Origin of the sequence: Desulfofundulus sp. TPOSR (genome assembly GCF_011393055.1) — a bacterium.
Lineage (GTDB): Bacteria > Bacillota > Desulfotomaculia > Desulfotomaculales > Desulfovirgulaceae > Desulfofundulus > Desulfofundulus kuznetsovii.
Genome location: NZ_JAAOEF010000004.1, coordinates 303,320 through 319,040 on the forward strand (window position 1 = coordinate 303,320; position 15,721 = coordinate 319,040).

At 53.9% G+C, this 15,721-nt stretch carries 17 protein-coding genes; 11 read left to right on the forward strand and 6 right to left on the reverse strand.

What is annotated here, in order from left to right:
- Positions 1–8: 8 nt before the first annotated feature.
- Positions 9–1,259, forward strand: a complete 1,251-nt coding sequence (locus tag G7K71_RS17270; RefSeq protein WP_166349089.1) for a DUF1670 domain-containing protein — start codon at positions 9–11, stop codon at positions 1,257–1,259.
- Here the strand turns inward: G7K71_RS17270 and G7K71_RS17275 are convergent.
- The 4 genes from G7K71_RS17275 to G7K71_RS17290 form a co-directional block, all read right to left on the reverse strand.
- Positions 1,256–1,474 carry a type II toxin-antitoxin system RelE/ParE family toxin gene (locus G7K71_RS17275; protein WP_166349091.1) on the reverse strand — a complete coding sequence of 73 codons (219 nt, stop codon included), beginning with the start codon at positions 1,472–1,474 and terminating at the stop codon, positions 1,256–1,258. The two genes, G7K71_RS17270 and G7K71_RS17275, sit on opposite strands and share 4 nt — an antisense overlap.
- Positions 1,467–1,697, reverse strand: a complete 231-nt coding sequence (locus tag G7K71_RS17280) for a hypothetical protein (protein WP_166349094.1) — start codon at positions 1,695–1,697, stop codon at positions 1,467–1,469. Before G7K71_RS17280 ends, G7K71_RS17275 begins: the two co-directional genes overlap by 8 nt.
- 165 nt (positions 1,698–1,862) lie before the next feature.
- A complete protein-coding gene (locus G7K71_RS17285) occupies positions 1,863–2,129 on the reverse strand; it encodes a [Fe-Fe] hydrogenase large subunit C-terminal domain-containing protein (protein ID WP_243175082.1) in 267 nt (88 codons plus the stop codon).
- Positions 2,130–2,147: 18 nt separating this feature from the next.
- Positions 2,148–2,831, reverse strand: coding sequence for a response regulator transcription factor (locus G7K71_RS17290; RefSeq protein ID WP_166349097.1), 684 nt, complete (start codon positions 2,829–2,831; stop codon positions 2,148–2,150).
- Positions 2,832–3,065: 234 nt separating this feature from the next.
- On the opposite strand from G7K71_RS17290, the gene G7K71_RS17295 reads away from it, so the two are divergent.
- The 10 genes from G7K71_RS17295 (at position 3,066) to G7K71_RS17340 (ending at position 12,027) form a co-directional block, all read left to right on the forward strand.
- A complete protein-coding gene (locus tag G7K71_RS17295) occupies positions 3,066–3,614 on the forward strand; it encodes a hypothetical protein (RefSeq protein ID WP_166349100.1) in 549 nt (182 codons plus the stop codon).
- Positions 3,615–3,795: 181 nt separating this feature from the next.
- A complete protein-coding gene (locus tag G7K71_RS17300) occupies positions 3,796–4,017 on the forward strand; it encodes a hypothetical protein (protein WP_166349103.1) in 222 nt (73 codons plus the stop codon).
- Positions 4,018–4,123: 106 nt separating this feature from the next.
- Complete coding sequence (locus G7K71_RS17305; protein ID WP_013824170.1) at positions 4,124–4,660, forward strand: PH domain-containing protein; 537 nt, start codon at positions 4,124–4,126, stop codon at positions 4,658–4,660.
- Positions 4,657–5,643 carry a radical SAM protein gene (locus tag G7K71_RS17310; protein WP_013824171.1) on the forward strand — a complete coding sequence of 329 codons (987 nt, stop codon included), beginning with the start codon at positions 4,657–4,659 and terminating at the stop codon, positions 5,641–5,643. The genes G7K71_RS17305 and G7K71_RS17310 overlap by 4 nt, the downstream gene beginning before the upstream one ends.
- Positions 5,627–6,199 carry a hypothetical protein gene (locus tag G7K71_RS17315; RefSeq protein WP_013824172.1) on the forward strand — a complete coding sequence of 191 codons (573 nt, stop codon included), beginning with the start codon at positions 5,627–5,629 and terminating at the stop codon, positions 6,197–6,199. The genes G7K71_RS17310 and G7K71_RS17315 overlap by 17 nt, the downstream gene beginning before the upstream one ends.
- A 39-nt stretch (positions 6,200–6,238) precedes the next feature.
- A complete protein-coding gene (locus G7K71_RS17320; protein WP_166349106.1) occupies positions 6,239–8,065 on the forward strand; it encodes an ABC transporter ATP-binding protein in 1,827 nt (608 codons plus the stop codon).
- Between the two features lie 125 nt (positions 8,066–8,190).
- The gene (locus G7K71_RS17325; protein ID WP_166349109.1) at positions 8,191–8,889 is read left to right on the forward strand and encodes a YIP1 family protein; all 699 of its coding nucleotides are present in this window, start codon (positions 8,191–8,193) and stop codon (positions 8,887–8,889) included.
- Between the two features lie 18 nt (positions 8,890–8,907).
- Complete coding sequence (locus tag G7K71_RS17330) at positions 8,908–10,152, forward strand: efflux RND transporter periplasmic adaptor subunit (RefSeq protein ID WP_166349112.1); 1,245 nt, start codon at positions 8,908–8,910, stop codon at positions 10,150–10,152.
- Positions 10,145–10,825, forward strand: coding sequence for an ABC transporter ATP-binding protein (locus tag G7K71_RS17335; RefSeq protein WP_166349115.1), 681 nt, complete (start codon positions 10,145–10,147; stop codon positions 10,823–10,825). The genes G7K71_RS17330 and G7K71_RS17335 overlap by 8 nt, the downstream gene beginning before the upstream one ends.
- Positions 10,822–12,027 (forward strand): ABC transporter permease, encoded by a 1,206-nt coding sequence (locus G7K71_RS17340; protein WP_166349118.1) that lies wholly within the window; start codon positions 10,822–10,824, stop codon positions 12,025–12,027. Before G7K71_RS17335 ends, G7K71_RS17340 begins: the two co-directional genes overlap by 4 nt.
- Before the next feature lie 105 nt (positions 12,028–12,132).
- Here the strand turns inward: G7K71_RS17340 and G7K71_RS17345 are convergent, their stop codons facing one another.
- Together G7K71_RS17345 and G7K71_RS17350 are read right to left on the reverse strand one after the other, a co-directional pair.
- Entirely contained in the window at positions 12,133–14,619 is a 2,487-nt protein-coding gene (locus tag G7K71_RS17345; RefSeq protein ID WP_166349121.1) for an ATP-dependent Clp protease ATP-binding subunit, read from the reverse strand.
- 28 nt (positions 14,620–14,647) lie between these two features.
- Positions 14,648–15,721 carry a protein arginine kinase gene (locus tag G7K71_RS17350; protein ID WP_166349124.1) on the reverse strand — a complete coding sequence of 358 codons (1,074 nt, stop codon included), beginning with the start codon at positions 15,719–15,721 and terminating at the stop codon, positions 14,648–14,650.

Below are 15,721 nucleotides of genomic sequence, written 5' to 3' on the forward strand. Positions count from 1 at the left end.
ACGACTCTTTGGGAGAGAAAAACCTCTTCAATGCCCAGCGTTGCGAATTAATCCGGCGTTTCGACCTGAACAAGGAATCCTGGCTGGCCGATGAGATCTGCTTAAGATTTAACCAGTTGATGGACGAAGATGAGGCCGGTGACGGTATTGAACGCTTAAAACCCGGAGAACTCCTGATCTCTTTTCAGGGGAAACGGGTGGTCATTCCTCTTTTATCTGCAGAAGTAATTTCCATCCTGCAGCGCAGCGGCAGCTTCTCCCGGGCTAAAGCCACGGTGGAAAAAATGGCGCTAAAGGCCATAAAGCGTGTGGTCCCCGGAGCAACAATGGAGGACTTACGAGCCATCATCAGCCCCAGGGACCGGCTGCCCCATACCGGGGACGGGGATCGTAAAAAGGCTGCTCTCCCCAGGTATCTGGCCGGTCCCCTGGCACCACCGCAAATGGTTAACGCCCGCACGGTGGACAGGCCCGCCGAGGACGATGTGCTGGTTCCCCAGGCAGTAGTGGATAAAATGCTGGCCTTTCTCGTGCAGGAAGAGCATATCAGCCGGGCCAGGGCATTGGCCATTATCTTCCGGCTGGCCTACCTGCGGGAGCTGTACTGCCCGCCCCTTAGCCGGGTAAGACCGGGACAGGTAGCCTGGATCGGCATCAGCACCACCGACCGTCAGCAAAGGGAGCACCAGACGGCCTACCGGGAGCAGGTGCCCCTGCTGCTCACCCTGCATACACAGGAGGAGTTAAAGCGCCTGGCCCGGGTCAAATCCTTAAGCGAACTGGAAGCCATTCAGCAGGCCCAGATGGCCCGGGTGCTTACTGAAGCCTACCTGCAGGGCGGTTTGCTGGCCCTGGTGGATCTGCAGCAGCTGTTCTTACGCTCATACCAGACTTTTTCGCGGCTTTTGCGGCAGTTCATGGTGGATCACCAGATGGTTTTACCCACCCCGGGAACGATACTGGATGCCGGCAGCGCCATGACCCACAAGGATATCATTATCGGCTTCTACCTGAAAGGGTATTTCAGCCATGACATTGCCCGGATCACCCGGCACAGCCCGGAGGCGGTGGACAGGTACATCGACGACTTTGAGCGGGTTTTAATTTTGCACACTTACGGCCTCCCGCTGGAATTGATGGCCCGGGTGGTCAAACGGGGGCCGACGCTGGTGGCGGAGTACCTGAACATCATTGCTGAACATTTCCCCAACCGGGAAGCTGTCAAGTCTCATTTAAGGCTGAAAGGGGTCAAAATTTAGCCATTTTCCCGGTCAATAGTATAGATTAAGCGAACTTCACCAATGCGTAACCGGTAATATCCCTTGTATTCACCGTGCAGTTTTTTCACATCCAGATCCCTGCGCCAGGGATCTGATCTTAGTTTTTCTACGGCTTCATCTATCTTTGTTTGCAATTCCTTATCCAGCCTGCGGTAGGATTTCAAAGCCTCCCGATGTATCCGGACATCATACATTATGACGCATCTCCCAGGGAATATATTCGTCTTCTTTCCCCTGGAGGCGTGCCTGCCGGGCTTCATTAATTTGCCTATTTACTTCATCATCGTTTCTTATTTCCTCCATGGCGTCCAATTCCTCCTTCAGGGCCAGGAGCTCCAACAAGGAAATTGCCGTTTTCAGGCTTTCCACAGAAAGCTTTTGCAGAATACCGGTTGCTTTCTCCAAATTGTTTTCCATTTGAATCACCTCAAAACCATTATATCATAAAGCTGAGGCACTTGTGAGAATGGTAAAAGGAGGTGCGGAAAGATTGCACCTCCTGCGTTTTTCTAAAACCCGGCCTGACCTGTTTCTTCCTTTCCGGCCGGTATTGGCACATAAGCGGATAATATTCAACTTTCGTCACACTTTGATTATTATTTGCGAGTTAAAGTAAGGCATGCTTGATTCCCCCAGGTGCCGGAATTCCCGTAATTCCAAGGCGAGGCGACACTTCCTGGACCAGGGCGTAGACCGTGCGGATGGCCGCCTCCATGACCTCCCAATGGCGGCAAAGATGGCCCCGGCTCCCGTGGACAGGCCCGGGGGCTGGTCGAATTCCCCACCGGGCAGCTGATCAAAGCGGATGACGGCCCGGCGGATCATCCGGGCCAGTTCCCGGGTGGTCAAAATATAATGCCCGTCCTTTTAGTCAGGCTTAAAAAGATAACCGACACCCCGCATGGTCTTAATCAACCTGGGTTTATCCGGCCGGTCCTCCAGTTTGGCCCTCAGCCTGCTGATGTATATATCCACTGTTTTGAGCTCTCCCAAATAATTATCACCCCATACATGGTTTAAAAGCTCTTCCCTGCTGATTATCCGGTTGGGGTTCCGGGCCAAAAAAAGCAGCAAGTCGTATTCCCTGGGCGTCAGCGCAACAGGTGCCCCCTTCCTGTAAACTTGCCTGGTCGAGGGGATGATTTTTAAATCACTGTAAGAAACAGGTATATCCCCGGGAGTATGCGAAAGGCGGCGAAATACCGCCTTTACCCTGGCCGCCAGTTCCAGTGAATCAAAGGGCTTAACAATATAATCATCGGCACCCAGCTCCAGCCCCTTCACCTTATTTATGCCCTCGTCGCAGGCGGTAAGCATGATAATACCTGCGCCGGGGTGGTTATTCCTGATTTTGTGACATACCTCGTAACCGTCCATGCCCGGAAGCTTTACATCCAAAAGCATGAGGTGAGGCTGTATGCCTGGCACCAGCTCCAGTGCTTCTTCCCCGCTGGCAGCTTCATAAACGGTGAAACCGTTTTGCTCCAGAACAAAACGAACATATTTTCTTGTACCTTCCTCATCCTCTACAATAAGGATTCTTTTATCCATAGATTATTCCATAACCTCCATTTACTGTTTGATAGCATTATTTCGACATAATGTAGATAATTCCTTTTTCAAAACTATGTTAACGTTTTCTTAACCAAATTGTTACCGATTTGAAACGACAATAGGAGGAAAATTTTTTATAATTTAGGGCAAATCCAGACAATGGGATGAAAGGGGTGAAGACTGAACGATTAGTCTGAGGCAGGCCGGATAATGGTCAGGGGGGAGAAGGCTTTGGAAGAAGTACTTAATGTGGGAGCTAAAGACTTAGAAAGTAACGCATTGGAAAAAGATAACAGGGAGCTGGAAGCTTTCAGCAAGGGAGCTTTGTTAAAATCGCTTGCTACTATGAATCTGGCTTACGTAGCTCCCTACCTGTCCCTGGCGCGGGTGGCGGGTAAAGAAGCAGGCGCGGGGGCAGTGGTGACCATTCGGGTTCGGGATGTAAATATTCTGGCCACAGGTAGTTACACGGTTGTCCGCATGTGCACTTTAACGGATATAGATGCTTCCAGCTCCAAAAAGAGCATCGAAAATGTGTTGTACACTTTCCGGAACCTCTCCAGCCAGGTTTTTGAGCCCTTTGTCTACATAGGGAGAACAGGTGACGGTCAGGAGGTGTTTGCTTACTCGAACGACAACGAGTTTTTGGTGGCGAGGATGGGCGGCGACGACGAGACCGTGCTGCAGGAAGTGAAGAAAATGGCCACTGAGAAGGAAATGCGTTCGCTGGCCAGGTTTGTGGATTTAATAGAGCAGGAGATAAAGGCGGCTGCCATTTAATAAAGAGTGGCAGCGGAGGTAAACGAGAGTAAGGTGGTCTCCACCCCGGTCAACCCACCCTTAAACGGTTCGACAAGGGGAAAACCCACCCTACCCTCGGCGATTATTATACACCAGGGGAGAGTGATTTTCAATGGAGACCACCTTCTTCTAAATTCAAAAAGGAAGGAGGTGGGTACCGGTGAGGGAATTCGAACTCGACCGCCCGGTCGATGCTGTTGCGGTGATGGCTGGTAATTCGTCGAACACTGGAGCAAGGCCGATGGCAATCTATGCACCACTGGTTGTTAACGTGGTTGCCGTGTATGAGTACCTTGCTCTTGGCTATGGCGCTGTTGCTGCTGTTGCTGCTGCAGTATGGAATGGAGTTTCGCTTTGTACTGCAAAATATATTTATAGTTAGTCTGAATAGAACGTATTTACCTATAATTGTGTTTATGAGGAGTTGGGAGTGAAACCACTTCCAACTCCTAGACATATTTTATCTCTACTTGGGAGAGGTGACGTATTTGGTCAATATTAAATGGTTTACTCCAGCTCCGCGTGACATTTTGATAAGAATTTCTACATATATTGTTGGGCCTGTTATCGTACTGATACCAACCTTTATAGCTGGAGCGAATAATGGAGATTGGGTTTCCACCATGGCGGGTGTTGGTGGTGTATTATTGGCTATTTATGTTATCGCTTACTTGTTTTCTTCGGTTAGTGCTTACGGTATTGATGCCGATCAGTTAATTATTAGAAAGCCAGTTGGTGCAATTTCCATCCCTTACAGCCAGATTATCTCTATCAAATCAATAGAGAAGTTGAATGCAGGATTTAAAGTCTTTGCCAACGCGGGACTATTTGGATATTTTGGGTTGTTTTTCAGTGAGGATGATAATAAAACGGTTGGAGTATACGCTACCCGTTTAAAACAGTTGGTGCGTATTCAAATCGCCAATAGCAAGACATACTACCTTTCCCCTGCTGAGCCGGAGAAGTTTGTCGAAGCGGTGAAGCAGCATTTAAACCAGAATCATCAAGGAGGAGAAAAATCATGATTCCGCAGGTTCTGGCTTTTATTACCACGTACAGGTGCAACTTTTCCTGTGATCATTGCTCCGTCGCTGCCGGACCGGAGCGCCGGGAAGTGCTGGCGGCAGGTGTTATGCAGCGGGTCATAGAACAGGCTTATGCCCTGCCGTCCATCCGGGTGATCGTTTTTACCGGTGGCGAACCTACACTTTACCCGGAACTCATACAAGAAGGGATTAAGCTGGCGCATGAAAAAGGTTTCGTTACCCGGTTGGTGACCAACGCCTGGTGGGCCCAAACGGCGGAGAAAGCATATCGTTTTCTGCAGGATTATCGAGCAGCGGGTCTTGACGAACTCAATATCAGTTACGACGACTTTCATGCAAAGTATCTTGAGTCGTTCGGCGGTGAGCGGAATCTGCTCAACGCCATAAGGGCGGCAACTGAACTGGGCATGACCACGCTGGTGGGCTCGGTACTGTACCATGGGGCCAGGATAAGATCCGGTTACTTACGCAGGATCTTCAAAGATGCCGGCATCCAGCAAGAAATCAAGTTCCTGGAGGATTTCGTGTTTCCTTTAGGCCGCGCCCGGCGGAAACTGCCTTTACACTTTTTCCCTTCCGACATGGAAAAAAGAGAGCAAGGGGCCTGCCAGGAGGCCGGGCATACTTTAACAATTTTGCCGGATGGAAAAATATTGTTTTGTTGCGGGCACATCATAAACAGTAAGGCGCAGGCCATTCTGACGGTAGATAGTATGGCTTCCGGGGTTTCCCTGCCCGAAATTGTCGGGCGGATGCAGCGTAACGTATTTTACTGGTGGCTGCACCTCGAAGGACCGGAAGCGGTACTGGCCGAACTGGGGGTGGAAAAAAAATTTTACCGGAGGTGTGAAGCCTGCTTTTACCTGGGTACGGCCTGCCGGGAAAAGTTGCTCACTCTGGCGGCGAGGAAAGAGGAAATTTTCGCGCGGTGGGAGGCGAGAAAAATTGGCCTACCAGCTTAGCTTTTGGGAAGTACTTAAGGCCTTTTTTGTCCCCGTGGACCCTCTTTTCTATATTTTATATCTTGCGGTTTTCGGCTTTCCTTTGCTTTTTATGCTGTGGCGGGTGTGGAAATTACGAAAAAAAGGGATCTCACCCAACCTCCGTCCTGTACTGATGGTAGAAGTGTTTATTGTAACCTCAGGGCTGGCGGTATTCCTGATCATGGCCCTGCTTTACACCGGTTCGGGCTGGCGACTGGAAGACGGAAAGTTGCAGATTAAAGGTAATCCTGGATCTCCGGAGATCGTAGAGCTGGATAAAACCCGCATTGCCCTGGTAGAAAGCACAGGATCGTGGCAGGCGACTCTGCGCACGGGAGGGATTGGCCTTCCAGGTTTTTCTGCCGGCCGGTTCAGATTTGAAAATGGTAAAAAAGCGCTGTATTTCCGGCATCTCGGATCGTCCCATGAGGTAGTGCTGGAGTTCGACGGTCGCTACTATGTGCTTTTGTATCCTGGTGTAGAAGATCTCTACCGGGAACTTATAGCCAGGGGCGCACAACCAGCAAAACTGTGACTTATTGTTCACTATTTATATGGTGAGGTTTTAAAACTTATGTGGAAGGATCTAGTAGCTTTGTGGAATCTGGCGAAAATCTACCTGAAGGGCAAGACGGGCGCAATTCTTCTCGGTCTTTTTACCAGTATCATCTTTTCCCTTACCGGCCTTGCCACCCCTTACTTAACCAGGTTTCTGATCGATGTTGTTTTTCATGCCAGCCGCGGGGATTTGCTCTTGCCGCTTTTGATCATCTGCGGGGTTATACTCATCATTCTGTTCTTCACAGGGATTATTTCGGACTACGTTCTGGTCAGGACTTTTGAGCGAGTTAAGTTGTTAATGCGGCACGACCTTTTCAGGCGATTGCTAAAAGCGCCTGTGGATTTCCTGCTGATGCAGCGCAGCGGGGAGCTGAATTATCGTATCTTCGGGGATACGGAGACCATTCAAAGTTTCTTTAACCGGTTACTCATTGGACTACCTATTGATTTGCTCTTTATCGTTATCATTTCCTCTATAATGGTCGGCTGGAATTTGCGGATGGCGCTTTTCGTGTTCGCCGTGTTATGTTTGCAGGTACTGGTGATTATTGGGTTTCAGAAACCATTGTTAAAATACGCCCTGCTTCAGAAAGGCAAAGCACAATTTTTATCCGGTTTCGTGGTCGAGAGGTTTAGAAATATTCAGCTCACCAGGACGTTAAATGCCGGGGCGATGGAGACAGATAGCTTTAAGTCCGGTCTGGAAGAACTGATGGGTATAAACGTGAAAGCTTATATGCTTGGCAAGTTTTCTGAGTTATCCGTGGTGCTGGTTAACAACATCTGGTCCTTCGGCATTTTATGGTACGGGGGGCGGTTGGTATTAGCAGGGCAAATCACTCTGGGGACGCTTATGGCATTTTTGCTCACCGCAGGGATGCTATATCCCCGTATTGCCTCTGTTGTTGGTAGCGTCCTTTCTTTCCAGGATGTGCGTGCCAGTCTATACCGGTTTCTGGAGTACCATCGAGTAATGCCGGCGGTACACGAGCCTCCGGAAGCGGTCGAACTACTCTTGGAGGAAGGCAAGGTAATTTTCGAGAACGTCTGGTTCGGGTATAAGCCGGAAGAGCCGGTTTTAAAGGGATTAAGTGCCGCTTTTGAGCCGCGAAAAATCACCGCGGTGGTCGGGAGAAGTGGAGTCGGTAAGAGTACGCTGGCGCGATTGCTGGTAAGGCTTTATGATCCCTGGGAGGGAAGAATTCTAATTGATAATGTCGATATCAGACAGGTCACAATAGAATCCTTGCGGAACAATATCAGGTACGTTATCCAGGGAGAGTTCCTTTTTAGCGGTAGTATCTGGGATAACATCTGCTATGGGGTGGGTTCCTGTAGTGAGGAGCAGGTTTTCGCCGCCGCCGGGAAGGCCGGAGCTGATGAGTTCATTATGCAGCTGCCCGAAGGATTCCACACCCGGATCGGAGAAGGAGGGTTCCAACTATCCAGCGGCGAAGCCCAGCGGATTGCTCTCGCCCGGTTATTTTTGGCCAATCCCAGAATAGTTGTTCTGGATGAGCCCACCTCCTTCCTGGACCCGGAAACGGAGAGCGCCATATATCAGGCGATCATGGATCTTAAGGAAACCGCCACCGTTATTGTGATTGCACACCGGCCGTCCACCGTCAAGATAGCCGATCACATAATCGTGTTGGATAACGGCGTGGTTGCCGAACAAGGAACGCATGCCGAATTACTTGGTAAAAAAGGGTTATATGCGGCCATTTACACTGAACTGTGCCGGCGGGAACCCGGTTTGCCGGTAAAGAAAGAAGTATGCACTCCGGCACCGGCTGGAGTGTCCTCAAATGTGATTTCGCACGGGGAGGGTGTATCTTGAACAGCGAGATAGGGTATATTCCCTGGTTTCACGAAGGTCTTTTACAATAAGAAAATTTTGGAGGAATGTAAAAAAGTCTGGCGAATGTACTAACCGAGTAAATTTTTACCGGGAGGTTTACATGAATGAGTGAAAATGGTCAAATACACTACGGGAGGCTTAAAGTGTTGACAAGTCCCGGGAAAGCTTTTGAAGCAATTGTTGAGCAACCAGCCTTTCTCAAATCATCCCTGCTTATCAGCGGAGTAAATTTTCTCCTGGCACTGGTTCTGGTACCCAAAATTCAGGCTAATGTTTTGTGGATGATCGAACAGGGGACAATCCCCATACCACCCGATCAAGTAGAGATGATGCGAGCGGTGGTGCCGAAAGTAACCGCTGCAGGAAGTCTTGTCTCTGCCCTGGTGATTCCCTGGGGCGTCTGGCTGGTGGTCGCCACTTTGCTGAAACTGTTCTCTGCGTTTAGTGCTAAAAGTACCCCCTTCAGAGTTCTTTTTGCCGTAGCCGTTTACGGCTACATCCCCATACTGATCGGTACAATAATAGCAACTCTCATTGCCCTTGTCGTACCGGCGGAAAACCTGCAGCAGGTAAGCATCAGCCTGGCCTCCTTCTTGCCCCATCAAAAAAGCTTTATTTACTCTTTCCTCACCCAGTGCAGCCCCTTTACCTGGTGGAGCCTGATCCTCTGGGGAACAGGCGGTGCGGCAGCGATGCAGATCCGGCCGGGTGGCACGGTCGCCTACCTCTTCGGGTGCTGGCTGTTGTTTGCCCTGCTCTCATCTGCCCTGGCTTTCTGGAAAGCCCCGACCGGCATCGGCTAGAGGAAGGAGAGAAGGTTGTTGCGCAGTATTAAACTCTCGCTGGCCATAGCCGGTGCCACTCTGTTGATTGCTGTGGTGGTGGCCAGTATTATTCGGGGTTCCAGCACTGCCGCGGTAGAGGTTAAAACCGCCCGTACCGAAGAAAGGATATTTGAGGATAAGGTCCTGACCACAGGCAGGATTGAAGCCTTCCGCCGGGCGGAGGTGGTGGCTCCTTTTCCTGCCAGGCTTTTAAGCTTAAAGGTAAAAGATGGCGACTATGTTGCTGCCGGCCAGTTGCTGGGCGTGCTGGATACAGATGAGATGGAGAAACGGCTCAGGGAAACCCGGGCGGCCCTCGCCGTTGCCGAAGCAGAACTGGCCCAGGCACAAACCCCGGCTGCGCTTGAAGTGGCCCAGGCTGAGGCTGCTTTCAAAGAAGCTGAAGCCCAGTTTCAGGACGCACGCCGGAAATTGGAACGCTATCGCTCCCTGTTCGAGCAGGGCGCCGTTCCAGAAGCCGATTTGGAGGCAGCCGAAACAGAATACGTCAAAGCCGAAGCAAACCGGCAATCAGCCGGGGCGCGTCTAACAGCGCTGCAAAAAAGCCATGACGAAAAGATTAGAGTGCTTCAGGCCCGGGTAGAACAGGCCCGGGTGGCTGTGGACAATGCCCGGCAGGAAGCGGCCAAAGGACGGCTTACCGCTCCCATAGGCGGGGTGGTTTTCACGACGGCCCGGGAAGGAACCTTCCTGCAACCCGGCACCATAATCTTAACCATCAGCGACAGGAATTCCCTTCAGGTGGTGGCCGAAGTAAGCGAGCAGGATGTCCGCGGCATAGCAGCCGGGCAGGAAGCGGAGATCCACTGGGCCGGGAGTCCGGGTAAAACCCTGCCGGCAAAAGTTTCCCGGGTTTCTCCCGCCGTAACCAGAAGTAACATTCATGAAACGGAAAACGTGGTGCGAGTATACCTGGATATGGAGCGAAACGACATTCTGCCCGGAGCTACGGTTGACGTGGTCATCCACCGCGTAAAGCCAGGAAAATCCCTCCTGATACCTAACGAAGCGCTGCTTGACGAAGGTAAGACAAAAGCCGTTTTCGTAGTGGAAGGCAACCTCGCCCGTAAACGCACGGTGACGGTGGGCCGCTCCAACGAACTATACACCGAAATTCTGGCCGGGCTGAAACCGGGGGCTGTGGTAGTTGTTAACCCCAAAAACATTAAAGACGGCCAGCCGGTTCGTAAAATTCAGGCGGGGGCGAAGGCCAGTGATTAAGCTCACGGGAGTAAGCAAGGTATACGGTAGAGGCCAGGCGGCGGTCCAGGCGTTAAAAGACGTGACCCTGGAAATCAAACGGAATGAATTTGTGGCAGTGATGGGCCCATCGGGCTCAGGCAAGTCCACTTTTTTAAGTATACTGGGTTGCCTGGAACGACCCAGTGGAGGCGAGTACTGCTTTGACGGGCGGCAGGTAAGTTCCATGAGCGAAGACGAGCTGGCAGTTTTGCGCAACAGGCGGATCGGCTTTATCTTTCAAACCTTTAATCTACTCCCTCGCTTTAACATCCTGCGCAATGTGGAGCTGCCGCTGGCCTACACCGGCGTGCCGCGCAAAGAACGGCGGGAGCGGGCGGCAGCACTGCTCACCAGGGTGGGACTGGCCCACCGCCTGCAACATAAGCCCCCGGAGCTTTCCGGCGGCGAGCAGCAGCGGGTGGCTATTGCCCGTGCGCTGGTTACCGATCCCCCCCTCATTCTTGCCGACGAACCCACAGGCAATCTGGACAGCCGGACCAGCCACGAAATCATGGCCATTTTCCGGGAACTGCACAAGGAAGGCCGCACCATTATTATCGTCACTCACGAACCGGATATCGCCCGTTACGCCGGCCGCATCCTGCACTTCCTGGACGGAACGGTGGTCAGGGAGGAGGTAACGGTGCAATGAGGCTTGACGACCTCATCCATTTTGCCGCCGGAAATCTCGCCGCTTACCGGCTACGGGCGGCATTGACCATTTCCGGTATTGCCATTGGCATTGCCGCAGTTATTGCTGTGGTGGCCATCGGCCAGGGCGGCCGGGCGGTGCTGATCGCAGAATTGGAAAAACTGGGAAGCACCCGTGCTTTTGAAATCACAGTGGATCATATGCGGGGGGAAATGGCCACGGCTGGTACTTTCCGGCTGCAGGATGCTGTTCTGATTAAAGAAGTTTCCCCGTATGTGGAAAAGATGGCTCCCCTCACTTTCAGCCAGATGATCGACGTGCGACGGCCGTACAGCGGGACAAAGCCCGTTTTATCACAGCTCATCGGAACCACTGCCGATTTTACCGCCGTCAGAAATATGCCCCTCCAAAAGGGACGCTTTATCTCCCCGGCGGATGTAACAGGGCGCCAGGGGGTGGTGGTGCTGGACGCAGCGCTGGCGGAAGATCTTTTTCCGGACACGGATCCCCTTGGCAAACAGGTGTTTATCAAGAACATTCCGGCCACAGTGGTAGGCATCCTTGAAAGAGAATCCTCGTTGCTTATGGGAATGATGAACATAAGGAGCGCTTACGTTCCCATTACGTTTGCCCAGGAAATCTTAAACTCACAGGTCATCCACCAGTTAGCCGGGGTGGCGGTATCCAGGGAAGCCGTTCCACAGGCTATAGAGGATAGCTTGAAAGTTCTCAAAGCCAGACACCCCGGCTCAGGTGTGCATTACACTGGTTTGTCAGTGGAGGAACAACTGGCTGCGGCAGGCAAGGTCACCTCGGTTATGACCCTGATCATAGGGGCGGTGGCCGGCATAGCCCTGCTTGTCGGAGGTATTGGAGTAATGAACATTATGCTGGTGGCAGTGACCGAACGTACCCGGGAAATAGGGCTTTTGATGGCCCTGGGCGCCCGCCGGCGGGACATTTTGCAGCTTTTTTTGACTGAAGCCGTAACCCTGTGCCTGGTAGGCGGTATCTTCGGCGTGCTGCTGGGCGCCGGCGGAGCTCTGGCTATTGCCCGTTTTGCCCACTGGCCGCCGCTCATCTCGCCGTGGACAGTGCTCCTGGCTTTCAGTTTTGCCGCTGCAGTAGGCCTGTTTTTCGGGCTGTACCCGGCCAGCCGGGCTGCTTCTTTAAGCCCGGCGGAAGCGCTGAGGCACTTGTGAGAATGGTAAAAAGGAGGTACGGAAAGCCCGCACCTCCTGCTATTTTCTTAGACCCACCCTTACCGGTCCCCCGCCTTTTCAGCGGGTACGGCATACAGGCGGGTACTATTCACTTTGAGCATTTGCCGGTGCCTCACCCGCCGCCTGGTTGTCGCCGGCTTTGCGTACCACAATCTGACCGTCTTCGCCGTCTACCACCACCCGGTCACCCTTGTGGAAGGTGCCCTTCAGGAGCTCTTCCGAAAGGCGGTCTTCCACCAGGCGCTGGATGGCCCGGCGCAAGGGCCTGGCACCGTAGGTTTCGTCGAAACCTTCCCTGGCCAGGATTTCTCTGGCCGCTTCGGTAAACTCCACTTCCACATCGTGTTCCTTCATCCGCTCAGCTACTTCCTTGAGCATCAGGCCCACAATTTCCTTAATGTGCTCGGCGGTCAGGGAGTGGAACACGATGATTTCGTCGATGCGGTTTAAGAATTCCGGCCGGAAGGTGCGTTTTAACTCTTCGGTCACCCGCTCCTTCATGCGCTCGTAGCTGGCTTCCCTTTCCTGTTCGGTACGGAAGCCCAGGGTTCCTTCCTTGCGCAGGGTATGCACCCCTACGTTGGAGGTCATGATGATCACCGTATTGCGGAAGTCCACCGTCCGGCCCTTGGCATCGGTCAAACGGCCGTCTTCCAGGACCTGCAGCAAAATGTTGAACACGTCCGGGTGGGCCTTTTCAATCTCGTCCAGCAGTACCACGGTGTAGGGCTTGCGCCGCACCGCCTCGGTCAGCTGGCCCCCCTCTTCGTAACCCACGTAGCCCGGGGGCGCGCCCACCAAACGGGAGACGGCAAACCGCTCCATATATTCGCTCATGTCCAGGCGCACCAGGGCATCCTCGTCGCCAAAGAGGGCTTCCGCCAGCGCCCGGGCCAGCTCGGTTTTGCCCACGCCGGTGGGGCCCAGGAAGATGAAGGAACCGATGGGCCGCTTGGGATCCTTCAGCCCGGCCCGCGCCCGGCGCACCGAACGGGCTACGGCCCGCACCGCCTCGTCCTGGCCCACCACCCGCTGGTGCAGAATTTCCTCCAGGCGCAGCAGGCGCTCGGTTTCCTCTTCGGCCAGCTTTTTCACCGGGATGCCCGTCCAGCTGCTGACAATCTGGGCGATGTCTTCCTCCGTAACAACCAGTTCCTCCTTGCCCCTGGCCGCCTGCCAGTCCTGCCGCCGGGCTTCCAGCTCTTTCTTAAGCTGCTGCTCCTGATCCCGCAACTGGGCGGCTTTTTCAAACTCCTGGTTGTTGACGGCAGCTTCCTTTTCCTTTTGGATTTCCTCAATCCGCTTCTCCAGGTCCTTGAGGTTGGGCGGGGCGGTAAAAGCCCGCAGGCGCACGCGGGAACTGGCCTCATCCACCAGGTCGATGGCCTTGTCCGGCAGGAACCGGTCGGTAATGTAGCGGTCCGACAGCCTGGCCGCCGCTTCCAGGGCCTCATCGGTTATGCGCACCCGGTGATGGGCTTCATATTTATCCCGCAGCCCCTTTAAGATGGCTATGGTTTCTTCCACCGTCGGTTCTTCCACCATGATGGGCTGGAAACGCCGCTCCAGGGCGGGGTCCCGTTCAATATGCTTGCGGTACTCGTCCAGGGTGGTGGCCCCGATGCACTGGAGTTCGCCCCGGGCCAGGGCCGGTTTCAGGATGTTCGCCGCATCAATGGCTCCTTCCGCCGCCCCGGCGCCAATCAACGTGTGCAGCTCATCGATGAAAACGATGATGTTGCCGGCCTTGATAATTTCGTCAATAACCTTCTTGATGCGCTCCTCAAACTCACCGCGATACTTGGTGCCGGCCACCATGGAAGCCAGGTCCAGGGTAACCACCCGCTTGTTGAGCAGCACCTCCGGCACGTTCCCCTGCACAATCCTTTGAGCCAGCCCTTCGGCAATGGCGGTTTTCCCCACCCCCGGCTCACCGATGAGCACCGGGTTGTTCTTGGTGCGCCGGCTCAAGATCTGGATGACCCTCTCAATCTCCTTCTCCCGGCCCACCACGGGATCCAGTTTGTCATCCCGGGCCAGGGCCGTGAGATCCCGGCCGAACTGGTCCAGGGTGGGGGTGCTGGAGACCTGCGGCCTGGCCGCGCCCGGCTGCCCCGGAGCGGGCCCCCCTGCCGCACCGCCGAGCATCTGCATGATCACACTGCGCACCTTGTTAAGATCCGCCCCCAGGGAAGCCAGGGCCCGGGCAGCCACGCCTTCACCTTCCCGGATCAACCCCAGGAGAAGGTGTTCCGTCCCCACATAGCTGTGCCCCATGCGCCGGGCCTCATCCACAGCCAGTTCCAGCACCCGCTTGGCCCGCGGGGTTAAAGGTATCTCCTGCGGCATGGGGCCGGATACCTTTTCCACCATCTGCTCCACCGTGGCCCGCACCTTGTCGGCGTCAATGCCCAGGCCGGCCAGGGCTTTGGCGGCTACTCCTTCCCCTTCCCGGATCAGTCCGAGCAGCAGGTGTTCCGTACCCACATAGGGGTAATTAAGCCTCCTGGCCTCTTCTTGAGCAAGAAACAGCACTTTTTGTGCCCTTTGCGTAAAACGACCGAATAACATCGTAACACACACCTCCTGTTTTATTTTTTTATGACTGTTGAGCTGCCGATAGCTTTTTGCGGATTAACTGGGCGCGGTAGATATCCCGCTCCACCGGGCTTAAATCCTTACCGGTAACTTTCACCAGGAAGGCCGGCCTGGTAAGCACCATCAGTTCAATAATCAGTGGCGCCGGAATGTTTTTGATAATACCCATATCGATGCCCAGGCGCAGGTCGGAAAACAGGCTCATGGCTTCGTCCGAGGTCATCACCCGGGCATGCTTCAACAGGCCGTAAGCCCGCCCTACCCGGTCCTCCAGCTGCTCCCGGCGCTCCCGGTAGAGGGCCTCCCGGGCCGCCCTTTCCTGCCCCAGAAGCTGGCGGGTCACCGAAATGAGGTTGGCAATAATATCCTCCTCCGCCTGTCCCAGGGTAACCTGGTTGGACACCTGGAACAGGTTGCCCTTGGCCTCGGTGCCCTCACCGTAAAGGCCGCGCACGGTCAGCCCCAGTTTGGTAATGGTACCCAGTACCCCCTTGATCTGATTGACCATCACCAGGCCGGGCAGGTGCAGCATCACCGAGGCGCGCAGGCCCGTGCCCACATTGGTGGGGCAGGCCGTCAGATAGCCCAGCTTCTCGTCAAAGGCATAATCCAGAGTAGCTTCCAGACCGTCGTCAAGGCGGCTGACCAGTTCCCAGGCCCTGTTCAGCTGCAGACCGGGTAAAAGGCACTGGAGACGCAGGTGGTCCTCTTCATTGACCATGACGCTGAGCACCTCGTCGTCCCGCAGCACCACCGCCTTGCGCTCAAAATCCTCCAGCAAATCGGGACTGATCAGGTGTTTTTCCACTAGTATCTGCCTTTCTACAGGGGTCAATTCGTTCATGCGTGTTAATTCCATTTTCCCCATTTTTTCCCGGAAGACCCTGTTTTCTATTGCCGTCTGCACAGCATGGATTACATCTTCGGCCTTTTCCCGGGACAAAAGATGGGGGAAGGGTAAATGGGCCAGGTTCCGGGCCACCCGCACCCGGCTGCTGATCACGATATCCGACTCGGGACCCGTTCCATCCATCCAGTGACTGTGGGGATTGTTTACGGTTTCTTTGATGGACAT